Genomic DNA, 16,183 nt, shown 5'->3' with positions numbered 1-16,183 from the left:
CGGCGCCTACGCCAAGCTGTTCACCGACGAGATCCGCGCCTTCACCGCTTCGGCCTCCGCTGAGCTTTCCGAGTTCACCGGCCCGCTGAACGCCGCCGTGCAGAACCTGGACGAGCTGACCGCCTGGGTTCTGGACCGCGCCAAGGGCAACCCGAATGAGATCGGCGCCGCGTCGGTCGAGTACCTGCACGCCTTCGGCTACACCGCCTATGCGTACATGTGGGCGCTGATGGCGCGTGCTGCGCTGGGCAAGGAAGGCCAGGATGAGTTCTACGCCAGCAAGCTGGGCACCGCGCGCTTCTACTTCGCCCGCCTGCTGCCGCGTATCCACTCCCTGAGCGCCTCAGTGAAGGCCGGCAGCGAGTCGCTGTACCTGCTGGACGCCGCGCAGTTCTGAGGGCCTCGTTCGCGCGCTCCAAAAAATGCTAGGCGCGCGTTGACACCTATTTTGCAATGTTGCTTTTTTCCGGCCGCTAGCTGCCTCCCATGAGGGACAGCTATGGGTCGGTTAGCGCCCCTGGATCGGGCTGACCATCCTTGTCCTCCCTCACGTGGAGGACAAGCCATGAACACCATTACGACCGGCAGCCATCAACCTTGGAACAAAGGAAAATTGGTCGGGCAGAAAGCCCCGCTCCGACTCAAAGATATCTGGGCCATTCGGGTAAGGCTCCAAATCGCGGAGGAAACCCGGGATTTAGCTCTCTTCGATCTGGCCATCGACAGCAAGCTACGAGCCTGCGATTTGACCAAGCTTCGTGTACGCGACGTTGCGCATGGGGAGCACGTGTCATCGCGAGCAATAGTGATGCAGCAGAAAACCCAGCGACCAGTGCAATTTGAGATTACTGAGCAAACGCGGGTGGCTCTGGAGGCCTGGATACATCAAGCCCATCTCCATAGCGAGGATTGCCTTTTTCCAAGCCGGCTACACGCCTCACTGCACCTCTCTACCCGGCAATACGCCCGAATCGTCAAAGCGTGGGTAAAAGCTATTGGCCTTGATCCAGCCATGTATGGCACCCACACGATGAGACGTACGAAGGCATCGCTGATCTATCGCAGGACGAAGAATCTGAGAGCAGTTCAGCTCCTGCTCGGCCATACGAAGCTTGAGAGCACGGTGCGATACCTGGGCATTGAGGTCGATGACGCATTGGAGATGGCGGAGCAGACGGAGGTCTGACAACTTACAGCGACGGTCGAGGTATGACCGTCGCTATCCGACCCATTGCAGCCATTCGAGGGTGGCAGAGGTCGGCCAAAAATGGGTGTTCACGAACGAATGCGCCGACCCTTGAACCGACCATAGACTCATTGGCGATGAATTCGTTATCTAGAAGCAGATTTTGTCCCTCCCTCTTGCTCATAGTCATTTCTAGAGTCAACTCAATTAGATCAAGTGGCGCAGGAGTGAGGGGTGCTCTGCGATAAAATTCATATCTTCGAGGTAGTCCATGCCTACATCTATAAAGTCCCTAAATGAACATACCCGAGACTTCTTCAATTACCACTGGAATGAAGAATTTATAGGATTTCCTGCGCCCAAGTGGTCAAAGGAATGACTGCTAATTGGATCAGCACCAAATTATGATATGCAGGGTGTATATGCATTCGTTAAGGATGGTGAGATTACCTATATAGGTAGTGGGGTGGGTAAAGGTAAAAAGGGTTATGAGGGGCATGGGCTGGGCGCGCGAATTGGAAGCTATGTGCGCGTGGTAAAACAAGGCCAGTATAGAGCGGATGACGAACGCCTCGCGGAGGCCGGTGCGTTAGTGACCATCGGCTTCCCTCCGGGCTATGGGCATATTGCTATTGCACTCGAATACTACTTGTTAGCCCGAATTCCCACCAAATACAACAGCAATCGCCCCGGGAGCTAACACCAGCGGTGTCTATAGTCTGCTTCTGGCCGTTCTCTGCCGGTCGCCTCTTTGGCATGTACAGGTCAAGTCGGATGCAAACGGTGGTCAGCACGAATGCAATTGACTGGTCAGCGGCAATACAATTGGGTGGTCAAGTGCGATGCAATTACGCACGGTAGAGCTGCTATGCGTGTTTTCTGGCGGTTTGAAGCCTGCTTATCGGGTTGAGGCACACTGCGCTTCAGATGCAGCCATTGGTCGCGTTTACGGCCTTAAGTGAGCCGGCGCCGCATTGTCGGCAATCTTCAGGAAGATTGATTGCGCAGCTACACAGGCAGCTCTACGTCGGGAGAACCACCCAGTAGCTGCTTTCGAAGAGCACAGCCAGGCAGCGCCCCCTCAGTCGTATCCCAGGTCCAGCTCTTGGGCTTGAGCGGCAAGCTCATCCATCGCCGAGCGACCGTTAGCGTCACAGCGCTTCTGATATGCCAGGAGGTCTGTCAACCTGACTCGGCGGTGGCCACCACTCGTCATGGACGGGATCACACCATCTTCCAACAGCCTCATGAGATAGCGCCTCGAGACACCCAGGAGGGCTGCCCCTTCTTGAGTATTGAGCTCAGCACGGATGGGAGCGACCCTAACAGAATTGCCCAAGGCCATCTCACTAAGGACTTCCCTGAAAGCTCGCAGAGCGAAAGTCGGCACCTCAAGCATCTGCCGTTCACCAGACTCGCTCACCATCGCGATACGCTGAACTTGCGCTTCCGACGAGATAAAAGCTGCTAGATGACGGCTCGACTCGATGGCTGCCGCAATCTCGCGCTCAGTAGGTAAATCCGTAGGAATGACGCTCATGGTTGCCACTTTATATCCCCGTGCAGTGAGCTGTGCCGGCGGTGATCCAGAATAGCCTCACCGCAATAACGGCAAAACGCTGACCGAACACCTCCTACGACTGCCCCGGCCTGAGCCATCTCAGTCACGTGTTGTCTTGGAGCTGAAGAACGGCTCGAATCCGAATCTGCCGCCGAGCCATTCCTGGACGCGCCCCTGGAGAAGCACCTCTCCCCTGCTTGGATAATGCCGAAGCAGTTGGGTAACCATGCTCCGCGTCGCCTCGTTTTGATTGGAGTCGCGCTCTAGCTGCTCCAAAAACTCGCGTGTTTGGATTACCGCGCGAGTACGCTCATAAGGCAAGGTCATATGGAGGCCTCACTCATCACCCCTTGGATCCTCAAACAGCCCACTGATCGAACTGTTGACATGCTTACCACCGAGGCTCGATCCGTAAGGCGTTCTCACTCGCTCAGACCTCACTCGTGACGTCTGGCTTAAGGCGCTCCGACGTCGACCTTCCCGTTGTTAGCGCCGAGCTGGTTCGGAAACTGCGGCTCACTATCTACATAGCGTAGAGCTGACTTTGCATCTCGCCATCCTACATAGCCCATCAACGCTTTCTGATCCCACCCGTTGTGCATGGCCCACGTGGCGAAGCCGCGCCGCAATGAGTGGCTGCTGTACAACTGAGCCTCCAGCCCTGCTTGCTTGAGGATTGATCGCATCAGCGGGATCACGCTGTTGACGTGAAGCGCCCCCTCACTCAAGTGGCCCCAACGGTCGATTGCCCTGAAGGCGGGCCCACTTCGCAGTCCAGCCAGCTCAATCCAGTCGAGATAGGCCTGAACCGGACAAAGTCGCTTCAACGCCGGAGCTCGGTAGGTCTGGCCCTTACTCTCTCGATCAGATTTGCTCCAGGGGAGAAAAAGCAGCATGCCCTCACCAGCTTTGGCTTGAATGTGCTCCACCCGTAACCGACACAGCTCATCGCTTCGAAAGGCTCGCCAGAATCCCAGCAACATCATGGCCCGGTCACGCTTGGTACGTAAAAGCCGAGCCGTGTTGCCGTCCGAAATTGCCAGTAAGGTCTGCTCCTCCAACCAAACACTACAGCGCTCCAACTCTGCCAACTGGATAGGTTCCGCCTGCCGCTCTGGCCTTGGATGAAGAGTCCTGATCCCCCTAAGTACCTGGCGGACCATGGGAGCCTTAGTCGGGTCGGGAAAACCTTGGCTGATGTGCCATTGGGCCAGCGCGGCTAAGCGCAGTTTGAGGGTATTGGCTGAAAGTGTGCTGCCAAAGTCAGCCAGGTACCGAGCAATGGCCTCACTCGTGGCTGGCAAAAAGCCGCCCCAGGTCACTTCAAAGTGCTCGATTGCCTGCTGATAGCTTCGTTGGGTATTAGCGCGGGTACCCGCCTGCAGGTAGTCCTCAACTGTCTGAGTCACCGCTCTCTCCCATCCCGACGTACCGCGCTTCTTCCCCAAACAGGTCGAAAACGGTTCTCACATGAGATAACTCCACTTTATCCAATGTCAGTTCGTCAGCTTCTCCGGCCGATCAGCGGCACCATTTCAACCGTACCTCCATACTCCGTAACACAGTACAAAATCGTCGGAGTGCAGCCATGGCGCGCGGAGGAATCAACAGAGCGGTAGTCAAAATTGCCCGCGACGCCCTGCTGGCGCGAGGACTTAATCCGACCATTGATGCGGTGCGTATAGAGCTTGGGAATACCGGCTCTAAATCCACCATCATCCGGTGTCTGCGGGAGTTAGACGAGGTTGATGCTCGCCGTCTGCCCCCTTCGCTGGAAGAAGAGCTAACAACACTGATTGGATCAGTAGCGGATCGCGTGCGCGAGAATGCGCAAGCGTCAATAGCAACAGAGCGAGAACTGTTGACACGCCAACAATTCGAATACCGAAATCAACGTCAGCAGGCTCTGGAAAAAATCGACGAACTCCAGCGTACGAATACTGAGTTAGTCGCTGAGCTCAAGGAGCAACGCAGTCTGGAGCTCGCGCTCCAAGAGAGATTGCTAGTGAGTGAAATGGAACGCAGTCGTTTGGTAGCGGTGGAGCAGAGCTTAAGAGTCGCTGCAGAGGAACACGCAAAGCAAATCGATTCGATTGAGGAGAAGAATCAGCATGCGAGACAATCACTGGAACACTATCGGTCTGCTCAGAAAGAACAACGGGAACAGGAGATTCACCGTCATGATCAAGAGGTCACCCAGCTTCGTCATGAGGTACGCACACTCCAGAATAACTTGACGAGAAAACATGACGAATTAAGCGCTTTAAATCGTGATAATGAAAGACTTCTACAAGAAGTGAAAAGTCTTTCCCGCCAATTAAACACCTCAGAGAAGGCAATTCGTGACCAGCGAAACAGCTTTACTGAAGAATCGTCTCTACTTAAAGCAGAACAAGATATTTTGCAACTTGAGGTAGAGGTTCTGCGGCAGGAGAAAGCAACGTTCAAGGAACGGCTGCGAGAATATCTATTGAGAATTCGACACTTCCAACGCCTACTTCGCAAACAGCACAAGACCAGCCCAGCCACCATTTCCGGAGATGGTTAACGCCTATTCAAACGATGCTAACGATCACCAATCTGCCTCTTGATTCAATCGACTTATTATTCGCCTATCAGAGGCAGAAAGCTCCCTCATACTAACTCCCTCAACCCGAAATTCAACGCAAGACGCGCGTGCGGCTACTGCAGCTCGACGCCATTTCACCCTCATTTTGTCAGGAACTTTGTAATTCAAATCACAGTCATCACAAAGGTCCTGCATCATCTTCCTCTCCTCACACAACAGCCATATAAATAGCCACGGATCCTCCCCTCCTTTTCGCCTCGACCACCACTTCTGCGCAATAAGGCGATCAAACACATAGCGATAACATTCAAGCTCCTTGTGCATCTCATCCAGGCTGCTCGGCCAATAGAACAAAGGATCAGCACCCAGAAATCGTTCCTTCATCAGGTTATCAATACAGTTGTAAAGCTGGGAAACCACCCATTTAGCCGGATAGGTCGAAAACACAATGCACATATATGTGAAGAAATTACTCCTCAGCCATTCCCGGTGTTCTGAAAGTTCCTCACAGTCGCTACGCATGATCAGCAGAAGTAATCCTAAATTCCGCCACCATCCTCCCCCCGCTCCGACGAGCTGCTCCATGGTTGCACCTTTAAACCTAATCAATGAAACTCCATTGAATTCTATGGCTACAGCGCAAGAATTCCAGAAATTCCGATCACTGGGGTCAGATGACAATTTGCTTAGCGACAACCACAGGGGACTGATCAAAAGGTCCTTCAGCCGCGGGAACTCGTTGACCAAGAGGCGACGCAACTCCCTCTGGGGCAAAGCTCCCTTTATTAACCGACCTGATCTGCTAATTGGTTCCCCCCACTCCCCTTCCGCGTTCCAGTTTTCATTCAACCAATCGTTAAGCTCACACTGCCTATTCCTGGCAGTAACACATTGAGCCCAAGTATTAGCAAACACCATTGCTCTGCACTGGCGTACGCATCTATTCCACGAGTCAGTCACACCGGCCACACCTCCGCAGCGATTACCACGCGAGTCCCAGTTCGAACAGCCAAAAATCCTAACCTATTGAATGTACTTCTATTTTAGATTCAAAAACTTCGCTTTTTCGTCCTTGTAATTCTAGAAATTGAAGCTCAGCCTGTCTCGATAGGCAATACGACCAAACCGGCGAATACCACGAAATCACGGACGTGGACGGTCGAAAAATTGTTTCGCGGCGCGTAACAATCATTAATTCAGCGCCTTTTGAAGGTGTTATGGACTCTCTGACTCGAACAGGCTCAAGCCACTTAAACGAGAGAAACAATGATCGCCATACCTGATGCACTATCGGATTGGATTGAACTGCTTCCAGGTAGAAAGCTAACGCGCGGCAGATATGGGAAGCACGTCACCAGCCTGCCATCGAAAAAGAATGGCTCGTACGTCATGTGCGAAACACTCTTGGAGGCGGACCTCTGCCTTGAGCTAGAACGATCCGCAGCCGTGTCTAGCTACGTATCCCAGCCATTCACTTTAAAATTCAAGAACAGCAAGAAGCACTACACACCAGATTTCGCCGTTAAATTATTCGACGGCACCGTAGTGATCTACGAAGTAAAATCTGATGCTGCACTTAGAGATACTCCCACATTTGATCGCCTGATTCTTCTGCAAGAGACATTTGCGACGCTAGGCCACTCTCTAGAAATCATAAAGGAAAGCCAATTTCGGCACCCTATTAAAACAAGCAACCTCCAACTGCTCTATCAGAAATCCTATAGAGAAAATGGAGAAGCATCCAAGTTAATTATTGACTTCCTTCACAAATCATCGAGCCGAAATTTAGTCGTAGGGGACTTACTCGACGCGGGGTTTACCGCACCTTGTATCGCTCACTCAGTTTTCTACAGCAAGATACTTTGCGATCTATTCAGTCCGTTCACCTTAAATTCACACCTTGGGGTCAAAAATTATGGATAGAAATTCTGACTCCAAGAGGATGCTTGAGATAAAGATTGGCGAGCACTATCGGTATAGAGTCGGAAATTGCGAGGTCATAGCCATTGAAGATGATCGAGTTCAGTTCAGGAGCTTAGAATCCAATAGGAGCATATTCTTCCAAAGCCGGACTCGATTGGCGATCGATCAAAGAAAGGGATACTTTCAAAAAATTCAAGAAGCGCCCTTCCTCGGAGAAGCATGCAACGCGATAAATGCACTTCCAGAAACGGCACGAAAAAAGCTAAATCGCAAACTTACATACATAAATATCTGCCTTGAGAGCCTTGGCGGCCATTTATCAGTGGAGAAAACGAAATCCCTTATAAAAGCCACATCATTGCAGATTGGTGACTCAAAAAAACCGTCCTATTCAAGCATATATAAATGGACTCGCGCCTATCTTGCTTCCGGAAAAAACCCAATCTCACTCTTACCTCAAAAAATAAGAAGCAGAAAACTAAGAATAGAACGTCAGCCGGAAATTGTTCAGGCATTGATTAGATATTGCTGTGACTTACTTTTCTTCTGCCCAACGCCCTGCACAATTAGCGCAACCGTCGAGGCTATAGAGTACAGCATTGAAGATGCCAACAGAAAAAGACAAGTTTTCGATCAAATTTATTGCCCGAGCAAATCAACATTAAGAAGGATCATTCAAGAGTTTGACACCTTCGAAACTGACTACTATCAATTAGGCCGATCAGCGGCATATCGAAATCAGCATTGGAGCAGGAAGTTCCCTGAGTTACGCACTCTTCTTTTAAGAGTGGAGTGTGACACTCAGCTGCTCGACCTTTATATTGTAGACGCATACGGCAACCCTATAGGAAGGCCTTGGCTGACAATTGCACTTGAGGTCGCATCTCGACGTGTAATTGGCTGGGATATCTCACTCAATCCACCCAGCATCGAGAAGACAATCAGGGCTCTAAAATCTTCGCTTTCAAGTGAGAATGAGAGAAACGGCCTAGCACTACATTATTTCACCGACAACGGCCCCGAGTTTGTAGCGGAAAAACTTAAAGCATGCTTACGACTTATGGGCGCACTGATAACGTTCTGTGAGCCTGGTGCGCCGAACCAAAAGCCATTTGTAGAACGCTGGTTCCACACACTAAACACCGCACTAATTCACCATTTGAAAGGTACGACCTTCTCCAACATCACAGATAAAGGACCTTATGTACCTGAAAATGAGGCAACCCATACTTTAGACGAAGTACGTTGTATATTTAGTGAATGGTTAGAAACCATCTACCACATTGATAGACACGGTTCATTGAGAACGTCACCGAACAATTATTGGGATTCACATATAAACCCAATATTCCCGCCAAGCAGATACTCAGAAGTTGACTTAAGACGAATCTTCTTAAGCATCCAGTATGTCACGCCAAATAACAACAGCGTAGGGTTCCTGGGCTTGGAGTGGAGCGGCCCTAGTGTTAAGTATCTGGCTACTCTGAACCAAAATCATGGCCGAAATAACCGCCGCCATAAAGCAAATAAGTTGATCCTTTATTATGACCCTAGCGATCTGGGCACTGCATATATCGCCCACCCCTCTTACCCAGACGACGTACACACTCTTACGGCGACTGACGAATATCAGAAAGATTTAACTTTGCACATGCATGAGTTAATTCGAGATGAGATAAAAAAGCAGGAAAATAGCTTCAACTATGACATTGCTAGAGACAATCGCGCCAGATTGAATCTCAAGCTAGCAGAAGAGTATGCGAGGAAGAAGAACGTCAAACGAATTGGACGCTTGTACGAGGAAGGCTCACTTCCTCCTGTGTCTCAAGTCACCATGCCACCCCCTGAATCAGTTCAGACAGATTTTGTCATTGACCCAAATAGGCATTTGCTACAAAGCAAAACCCCCCAGAGGCCTATCACGGTTGAGGTGAAGCACGACCGAATCCATGGAGAAAACACATGAACACTCCGGCTGAGAAAATTTCCTCGTTCGAAAAGCAAATCGCTTTTTTTCATAGTTTTAGTCAAGCTCACGCCAAAATAGAAATGGCAATGGAAAGCACGCGTCTTAGAGGGATTCCCACCTCCGCGGTGCTTATTGGACCATCAGGATCCGGCAAGTCTACGCTTTGCAAAATCATCGAAAACGAGTTCCCTGAAAAGCATACCCATGCCGATAAATCGGGAATTATGCATATAATCCCTGTATTTTACTGCAGCGTTCCTGCAAGTGTAACCGTAAAATCTTTTTGTAAAACAATGCTTACCACTCTAGAGTGCGCAGACTTGCGCGGAGATTCTGTCGATCTTTTTCTCCGCCTCATACAGTTATTAAAAAACTGCAGGACAGAACTTATCATCATCGATGAATTTCAGACTCTTGCAAAGCTGGAAAGCGCACATCAACTAAACTCAGTAATTGACTGGTTACTTAGCCTTATCAACGCCCTCTCAATCCCGATCATATGCGCAGGCACGATTGAGTGTAAGCATATAATATACAAAGAAGATAGACTTGCTCGACGCTTCCCTTTTCTTGCTGAATTACGGCATTTGAGCTTTGACCTTAAGCCAGAATCAGACTATATGACTCTGCTGAATCTCCTAGATGAAAAAATGTATGAAATCGGCGAGATAACTCAAGGGGGAGCGCATCTTACTGATGCAAATATTTGCTCGCCATTATTTGTCGCAACGCAGGGGAGCCTTGAATATCTCCGGCAAATTCTATCCAGGGCGATGACGACTTGTCTGTCTCGCTCTCGATCGGAATTACACTTAAATGATTTCGAAGATGCATGCTCATCATTGCAACTGAAACTTTGCCTGAGCAAAAGAGCAAACCCTTTCATGATGACATTGAAAGAGTGTTATGCATTAATTGAGAGCTCTCGAAATGATTGAGATTCACTATATACCATTACCAATGGAGGAGGAGAGCCCATTTAGCCTCCTACAGCGGGCAGCCAAGATGAACGGCTTTTATAATAGTCGATTATTCTTGGAAGCCAAGGGTTTAATTACACGCCCAAGCATTAACCCAGCGTATGAAGACTCTGACTTTGCAAAGCTGCTAAGTCGAAACGCGGAAAAGTACGACGAAAGAATACGAGCATCTTTCTATCACTCGTCAATAAGCAATGAGAGAGGAACACAAATCATCATTAATGGGATTTCCATTAATACGAAACTGATTCGCCTAAGCGGAGCTGCGGTTTGTAGCGAATGTGTCAAAGATGGGTGGGACAGGGTTATCAGCGATTTCGCACCAGCAAACAGCTGCCCCTATCACAATCGAAAGTATCTCTTCCGCTGCCCAAGTTGCGGAAGAAAGTTCACTCACCTAAATAGAAAGCACGGAGGCTGTAAGTGCTTATATCAATTTACCTCTCCGCGCTGCTCTGCCATTGAAGACTCCTTAGGTCTTAAACTACTTGAACTTCTTCGCTCACGATCTCAAGAGAAAATAGACACCTTCACGAAGGTGTTAACCCATTTCAGGTGGCAACAGAAATCTCGCAAAAACTCTGAGCGGCAAATTATTGTTGCGATTGCGTTGTCAGTCTGTAGGAGCGAGATCCTTAACGTAGTGGAGCTCATCAGAAAGCTTTATAGAATTCACAATACTGTAAGGATTGATACCGACTTCATAATCACCATGATGAAACCGTGCATTTCGCAAGAAATGCTGCAGACTCTTCAAAAATATTTCTCCAGCAACGAAATTACAAAGGGCAGAATGCGCTTACTACCATGCGGCTTATCTGCCAGACAACTGCAAACTTATCTTGGAATTAATCAATCCCACTGGGAGCTAATCCGCGACCACCCCAAATTTCCATGTCCTAGAAGAAGATATTACTACACGCCCAAGGAGATTAGATCGATACTATCCGTTCACAAAGAGATTTCATCTCAACGCGAAATGGAGCTTGAGAATTTACGCAAGCAGAATTCACTTACATTGAAAGAGGCAGCAGATAGGCTGTTGCTGACAGACGCTGCGCTGCGAGAAATAACACAGACCGATTTCCTAAAAGAAGAGACTAAGCACTACGGGATATCTCGTAGAATCTCAGTAAAAAGCATTGAGGCATTCGAAAAAGAATTTATAACCATCACACAACTGGAACAAAATCTCAAGCGACCTAGATCTGAAATCAGGCGATCTATAAAAGTTCTTAATATATATCGAATCCCCCTTCCGCATGGCGACAAACACACCATAGCGGTGAGAAAGGCTGATATCAATGACATTAGCACTCACCTTTTGAGCAGGAAAAACCAAGGAAATGCACACGGAAAGTACAGCACCTTACTTCCCAAAGCTGAGAGCAATCTAGGAAAATCATTTTATACGAGCATTGAGGCTAGCAAACACCTGGGAGTGGACCACACAACAATCTGCCAACTTGTACGATCTTACATCCTCCGCGCCCATTACCAAGGAAGTCATGGCCGATATCTTATAGAAGCGAGCGACGTGGAAAGTTTTCATTCTAAATACATTTTTGCAAAAGAAGTTTCAGCATTACTAAAAACCGCCAAAAACCAGACCTCAGACATCTTAATTCAGCATGAAATTAGTGCTATTACAGGACGAAGAATTGATGGAGAGCCAGTTGGAGTCTTCCTCCGCTCAGATATCACACCTGAGTTGATCAAGAAAATCTCCCGCGATGATTGCCCATTTGGTATTTCCTTTAAACGTGGCGAGTTAATCACCACGATCGATGCAGCATCCATGTTGGGAATATCACGTCACACGGCCATCACAATAAAGAAACTAATTATCACTCCTTTCCGACCGGAACACTTCAAAAACCACTCGCGCTTGTGCCCTGCAGACGTCAAAAAAATGAAGAAATACCTAGACTCTTACATCCCGACTGCAGCGATACTAGCGAAAACCTGGATGTCCCGCCGAGATCTAAATGAATTTTTAATAAAGCCTTCGCTAGTTCAAGAAATAATTATTAATGGCGAGCCTCACACAACAATAGACCAAGCAAAAATTATTATCGACTTTGAACAAAGGTACTGCACATGTCGAGGGGCCGAGATTATTCTAAATGCTCCCAAAGGACACATTAAATGGGCAGTACGGACAGGACGAATGAAAGCTGTTCGGACACCGAAGGGAATTACATCACCTCAAATTCTTCTCGACAGGCGTGCAATTGAGAAAATGACCTATCCCCCTAGATGGGGCAAGAAAGCTAAGCAGTGAACTCAGAGAGCATCATAATCAACCTCTAAGCACACCTATAGAGTTTTTATTTTCCGTGCACACCGATCGCTATATTTTATTTTAGATGGAAATTCATTTTATTTTCCTTGACAACAATTCACGCCAAGCAATTGATTTCAAAAGAATGGATTTTATTATTTCATGAAAATTGTTGGTAGTAGCAAGACCGCAAGTCAAGACCATTAGAAACGCTGATACTCGAAACGGATTTTTGGGGCAGTGATAGAAAGACAAAAGCCCCGCCTCGTGCGGGGTTTTTTATAGGAAAAATAAATGATCAGTGAAAAACTCTTACAAGAAATACAAAAAACCACAAGAATACTAGATCAGTACCCTGGTTTTACGGACTCACTACATGCCATCAGCCACATACAACAAACCTCATTAGAATCACTAAAGAAAATTCTAGAAACAAACTCCACCCAAGATACAATAAATGAAAAGGAAAACGCAAAAGCTGAAATATACAACCTCACTTATAACGCCAGCAGGAGAGAGAAATTCAAAATCACCCACTCTGCATTAAGAGACCTTAGCGAATCGCTATCAGACTCCGAGATAGAAATCTTGAGAGACGCCGAACAGCTTGTCGAAAAATTCACAGATAGCTTCGACGGCTATCTCCACTCCACAAGCTTCAATACTGCTCTCATCCTCACGCAGAACGCCCAAAAACTTCAAGCAAAGCTTAAAGAAATTAGATCACTTGAAGAAACTCTAAATAATCACCTTCATAGCCACTCAGACAAACCAACACTTAAGATATACATACCAGAAAACTTAAGCCTTTCTTTATTCGGCCAAAAGATACAAGCATTTGCCGGAATCCTGGACATTTGCTGCCAAATCCTAGGAACGACTATCGACGATGAAGAGGTAATCATCGAGAAAGTCGAATCCGGAAGCCTTTTCGCAAAAATTTCTGCCCACCCACTTGTAGTTGCACTTGCCACAATAGTCATCACTCAAGGAAGTCAATACGTATTCAATAGATTTGACTCATCTAAGGATTTAGACAACCTAAAAGATGCCACTGAAATAATCGAAAAAAGCTTAAAGATAAGAGACTTTCTGGAGTCCAACAAAATCGACACTCATGAGCTTGATGAAGAACTAAAGAAATCATCCGTACAACTTATAAAGCATCTTGGTCGACTAGTAAAAGACACTACAGAAATTGAGGTCAATGATAGAAAAATACAATCCAACACCCAAAACCTGATACCCAAATCAACCACTCGATCTCTCGAAGACAAATCAAATTCAAGCGATTAGCCCAGACCAAAGTCTTAGATCAAATCCAAGCCTCTACACAGAGAATAAGATTCATATAGGGCGAATAACGCAATACGTTATCCTCGGTAGTCCTTGGGAAGCGCACCACACGTCTCAACTACGACGCTTCGGTAAGGAAATCGGCGGATAACTGCTTCGCAGTTATGCGCCCTACGATTGACCGAGTTCCCCGCCACCAATAGCTTTGCGGCCAGCGCCTAAGAAACGCTTCACGTAGCGGCAATACTGCTCCCGAAAGCAGCGGTGTACCCATTGAGGAAATGGATATGCCCTTACCTCTTTTCCTTCGCCCCGAAGGCGCTTCGCTGTACCCGCCCTCTTCCCCCTCCCTCCTGGAGGTGCACCATGTCTGAAGAGGTCCTGATCCCCACCGTTTTCACCCGCCACAAGCGCCAGCTGCGCGCCGTGCTGCTGGAAGACCAGTGCTGGTTCTGCGCCCACGACCTGGGCCGGCTGATCGGCTTTCCGTATCTGGTCGAGCGCGTGGAGCGCAACCTGGACGAGGACCAGTGCCGACACGCCTGGATGCTCGACGGCAGCGGCGAGTACATCGATGAACTGCTGCTCAGCGAATCGGCGGTGTACGCCTCGCTGATCCACTACTTCCACCCGGAAAACCGCAGCATCCGCCAGTGGCTCTCGCTGCACGTCATCCCCGCCCTGCGTGACCTGCACCACACCGATCTTGGCGAGCCGCGCCGGGAAATACTGCAGGGGCCGACGACCTTGTCGGTGTTGAAGTGGCAGGGCGTGGTCTGGGTGCCCTATCAGCAGTGGCCGGAGTTGAGTGCCGGGCCGGAGGGGTCTTCGTAGGAGGGTGTAGAGAGGAGCGAAACCCATCGTTTCGTGTGGTGACGGGTCGCGGGCCATGCCCGCGATTTTGTTTGCTTCGGGGTGGGTGCGTATGCGCCGCTTCGGTGTGTGCTGAGAGTTTTTGTTTCGCCCCCTCGGGCGAGTCCCTTTTGGGGCCCCAAAAGGAACCAAAAGGGCTCGTCCCGACATCCGGGTCTTCGCTTCGCTCAGACTTCCCTCCTTCCGGTATCGCTCCGAGGGTCGGCGTACAAGGGCCATCCCTGGCCCTCTACGCCTCTCGCGGCATCCATGCCGCTCGCCCCTCTGCGCAATACCTCCACTCGGCCTCCTGACGGGACTCTGCGCGCGCCTGCGACTCTGGCTGCTTCGTGCTGGACTGCTTTTGGTAGGAGCGAGCTTGCTCGCGAACAGATTTCCCGGATGCAGCGGAGTCAGGCGGTTCGCGAGCAAGCTCGCTCCTACAAAGGCGGATAACGCTGCGCGTTATTCGCCCTACAGGGGTTCATCCCGCAACGTGGATGCAGTGATGAGCCTTCGCGGACAAGGTCCGCTCCTACGAAAGCGGTTTCCAGAGAAACCTCCGCACGCGCCGGCCCGCCCCTTCAGGAGGCCGAGTGGAATCGGAGTTTCAGGGGTTGAGCGGCATGGATGCCGCGAGAGCGTCGTTGGGCCATGGATGGCCCGTCGACGCGTGCCCCTGAAACTCCGATGGAGCGAGAGAACCCCGGCGAAGCCGGGGCCGGATGCAGGGGCAAGACCTTTGCCTCCTTTGGGTCGTTTGCCAAAGGGGGTCGCCCGAGGGGGCGAAACTAAATCTCTCAACCCACGCCGAAGCGGCGCATGAACACCCAAGCCCGACAACAGCAGAGTGCAGTTCTGCGAGCAAGCTCGCTCCTACAGGTAGCCGGTAAATGTCCAGTTTGCCGAACGGCAGCCCGGTGTAGGACGCCCTATCCGCGACATTGCGCACAAGACCACCACTCAGTCTATTGAGCAGCCACATAGGAAAGTTCCGCCACGCAAATAGGAATATAAAAGAGGCCGTCAGCGACAGCGGCCGGCTTGCCACCGCTGTCCCGAACCCCTGCGGGAAGCGCGCACCCCTGCCGCCCCCGCCCAACCAAGGGCAACGCCCACAGGCACGAGACGATGAAACTACGCAAAGAAATCGAGAACACGATTCGCGAAGCCAACGAAGACCGCGCCAATGCCGCACTGGCGATCTGTCTGCTGCTCGAATCCAAGCTGGGGCTGTCCGCGCAGGGTTGGTTCGACGACGACCCGCTGCTGCAGAACGAAATCAACCTCTTGAAAGCCTCCGGACGCCTCAAGGCCCAAGGCTGACCACCGCCCTGCCAAACCGGTCGCTCCGAGCGCCTGCGTCGGCGTTCCGGTCGCCCCGCTTGAGCGCGTAACACCGATAGGACTTTTCCGAAGCTACAGACCGGCCAGCCCACTTAAGACACCGTTAATCCGGCAAGCAGATCGTCTGGCCGTGGAAAACGCCCGCTCTCCCCTCGCGCCACGCGCCGGCCGAGGGATTCCAGGCGAGTTCCACGTGTCGATCGAACGGATGCACGG

Annotated in this window: 14 protein-coding genes; 10 read left to right on the top strand and 4 right to left on the bottom strand. The window is 50.1% G+C overall.

Features of this window, described 5'->3' with window-relative positions; translation table 11 throughout:
• Both ACNFBT_RS11770 and ACNFBT_RS11765 read left to right on the top strand, forming a co-directional pair.
• The coding region (locus tag ACNFBT_RS11770) for an acyl-CoA dehydrogenase C-terminal domain-containing protein (RefSeq protein WP_416749437.1) at positions 1-397 on the top strand (397 nt) is incomplete at its 5' end.
• A gap of 168 nt (positions 398-565) precedes the next feature.
• Positions 566-1,186, top strand: coding sequence for a tyrosine-type recombinase/integrase (locus tag ACNFBT_RS11765; RefSeq protein WP_012272656.1), 621 nt, complete (start codon positions 566-568; stop codon positions 1,184-1,186).
• Between the two features lie 1,081 nt (positions 1,187-2,267).
• Here ACNFBT_RS11765 and ACNFBT_RS11760 read toward each other — a convergent pair.
• The 3 genes from ACNFBT_RS11760 to ACNFBT_RS11750 all read right to left on the bottom strand — a co-directional run bounded on the left by ACNFBT_RS11760 (position 2,268) and on the right by ACNFBT_RS11750 (position 4,156).
• Positions 2,268-2,726: a helix-turn-helix domain-containing protein gene (locus ACNFBT_RS11760; protein ID WP_416749435.1), complete on the bottom strand. Its 459-nt coding sequence runs from the start codon at positions 2,724-2,726 to the stop codon at positions 2,268-2,270.
• 120 nt (positions 2,727-2,846) lie between these two features.
• Positions 2,847-3,074 (bottom strand): BPSL0761 family protein, encoded by a 228-nt coding sequence (locus tag ACNFBT_RS11755; protein WP_416749433.1) that lies wholly within the window; start codon positions 3,072-3,074, stop codon positions 2,847-2,849.
• A gap of 128 nt (positions 3,075-3,202) precedes the next feature.
• Positions 3,203-4,156: a site-specific integrase gene (locus ACNFBT_RS11750; RefSeq protein ID WP_416749431.1), complete on the bottom strand. Its 954-nt coding sequence runs from the start codon at positions 4,154-4,156 to the stop codon at positions 3,203-3,205.
• 179 nt (positions 4,157-4,335) lie between these two features.
• Here ACNFBT_RS11750 and ACNFBT_RS11745 point away from each other — a divergent pair, with 179 nt between their 5' ends.
• Positions 4,336-5,295 (top strand): DNA-binding protein, encoded by a 960-nt coding sequence (locus ACNFBT_RS11745; RefSeq protein WP_416749429.1) that lies wholly within the window; start codon positions 4,336-4,338, stop codon positions 5,293-5,295.
• Positions 5,296-5,319: 24 nt separating this feature from the next.
• On the opposite strand, the gene ACNFBT_RS11740 is transcribed toward ACNFBT_RS11745, so the two are convergent.
• Positions 5,320-5,901, bottom strand: a complete 582-nt coding sequence (locus tag ACNFBT_RS11740; protein WP_416749428.1) for a hypothetical protein — start codon at positions 5,899-5,901, stop codon at positions 5,320-5,322.
• A 681-nt stretch (positions 5,902-6,582) separates the two neighbouring features.
• On the opposite strand from ACNFBT_RS11740, the gene ACNFBT_RS11735 reads away from it, so the two are divergent.
• The 7 genes from ACNFBT_RS11735 to ACNFBT_RS11705 all read left to right on the top strand — a co-directional run bounded on the left by ACNFBT_RS11735 (position 6,583) and on the right by ACNFBT_RS11705 (position 15,946).
• Positions 6,583-7,239, top strand: coding sequence for a hypothetical protein (locus ACNFBT_RS11735; RefSeq protein WP_416749426.1), 657 nt, complete (start codon positions 6,583-6,585; stop codon positions 7,237-7,239).
• Between the two features lie 154 nt (positions 7,240-7,393).
• Positions 7,394-9,205: a transposase gene (locus ACNFBT_RS11730; RefSeq protein ID WP_416749424.1), complete on the top strand. Its 1,812-nt coding sequence runs from the start codon at positions 7,394-7,396 to the stop codon at positions 9,203-9,205.
• Complete coding sequence (locus tag ACNFBT_RS11725; protein ID WP_416749422.1) at positions 9,202-10,146, top strand: TniB family NTP-binding protein; 945 nt, start codon at positions 9,202-9,204, stop codon at positions 10,144-10,146. The genes ACNFBT_RS11730 and ACNFBT_RS11725 overlap by 4 nt, the downstream gene beginning before the upstream one ends.
• Positions 10,139-12,472, top strand: a complete 2,334-nt coding sequence (locus tag ACNFBT_RS11720) for a hypothetical protein (RefSeq protein ID WP_416749421.1) — start codon at positions 10,139-10,141, stop codon at positions 12,470-12,472. The genes ACNFBT_RS11725 and ACNFBT_RS11720 overlap by 8 nt, the downstream gene beginning before the upstream one ends.
• A gap of 294 nt (positions 12,473-12,766) precedes the next feature.
• On the top strand, positions 12,767-13,768 hold the full coding sequence (locus ACNFBT_RS11715) for a hypothetical protein (RefSeq protein WP_416749419.1): 1,002 nt from the start codon (positions 12,767-12,769) through the stop codon (positions 13,766-13,768).
• 366 nt (positions 13,769-14,134) lie between these two features.
• Positions 14,135-14,602, top strand: coding sequence for a Bro-N domain-containing protein (locus tag ACNFBT_RS11710; protein WP_416749417.1), 468 nt, complete (start codon positions 14,135-14,137; stop codon positions 14,600-14,602).
• 1,149 nt (positions 14,603-15,751) lie between these two features.
• Positions 15,752-15,946: a hypothetical protein gene (locus ACNFBT_RS11705; RefSeq protein WP_416749415.1), complete on the top strand. Its 195-nt coding sequence runs from the start codon at positions 15,752-15,754 to the stop codon at positions 15,944-15,946.
• Positions 15,947-16,183 lie beyond the last annotated feature (237 nt).

Source organism: Pseudomonas sp. NY15181, assembly GCF_048068055.1.
Lineage (GTDB): Bacteria > Pseudomonadota > Gammaproteobacteria > Pseudomonadales > Pseudomonadaceae > Pseudomonas.
Note: the sequence above shows the minus strand (reverse complement) of the source record. Positions and strands in the feature narration are given on the sequence as shown.

Coding starts and splice junctions, on each gene's coding strand:
- ACNFBT_RS11765 (WP_012272656.1), top strand. CDS start 566: ATGAACACCATTACGACCGGCAGCCATCAACCTTGGAACAAAGGAAAA.
- ACNFBT_RS11760 (WP_416749435.1), bottom strand. CDS start 2,726: ATGAGCGTCATTCCTACGGATTTACCTACTGAGCGCGAGATTGCGGCA.
- ACNFBT_RS11755 (WP_416749433.1), bottom strand. CDS start 3,074: ATGACCTTGCCTTATGAGCGTACTCGCGCGGTAATCCAAACACGCGAG.
- ACNFBT_RS11745 (WP_416749429.1), top strand. CDS start 4,336: ATGGCGCGCGGAGGAATCAACAGAGCGGTAGTCAAAATTGCCCGCGAC.
- ACNFBT_RS11740 (WP_416749428.1), bottom strand. CDS start 5,901: ATGGAGCAGCTCGTCGGAGCGGGGGGAGGATGGTGGCGGAATTTAGGA.
- ACNFBT_RS11735 (WP_416749426.1), top strand. CDS start 6,583: ATGATCGCCATACCTGATGCACTATCGGATTGGATTGAACTGCTTCCA.
- ACNFBT_RS11725 (WP_416749422.1), top strand. CDS start 9,202: ATGAACACTCCGGCTGAGAAAATTTCCTCGTTCGAAAAGCAAATCGCT.
- ACNFBT_RS11720 (WP_416749421.1), top strand. CDS start 10,139: ATGATTGAGATTCACTATATACCATTACCAATGGAGGAGGAGAGCCCA.
- ACNFBT_RS11715 (WP_416749419.1), top strand. CDS start 12,767: ATGATCAGTGAAAAACTCTTACAAGAAATACAAAAAACCACAAGAATA.
- ACNFBT_RS11710 (WP_416749417.1), top strand. CDS start 14,135: ATGTCTGAAGAGGTCCTGATCCCCACCGTTTTCACCCGCCACAAGCGC.
- ACNFBT_RS11705 (WP_416749415.1), top strand. CDS start 15,752: ATGAAACTACGCAAAGAAATCGAGAACACGATTCGCGAAGCCAACGAA.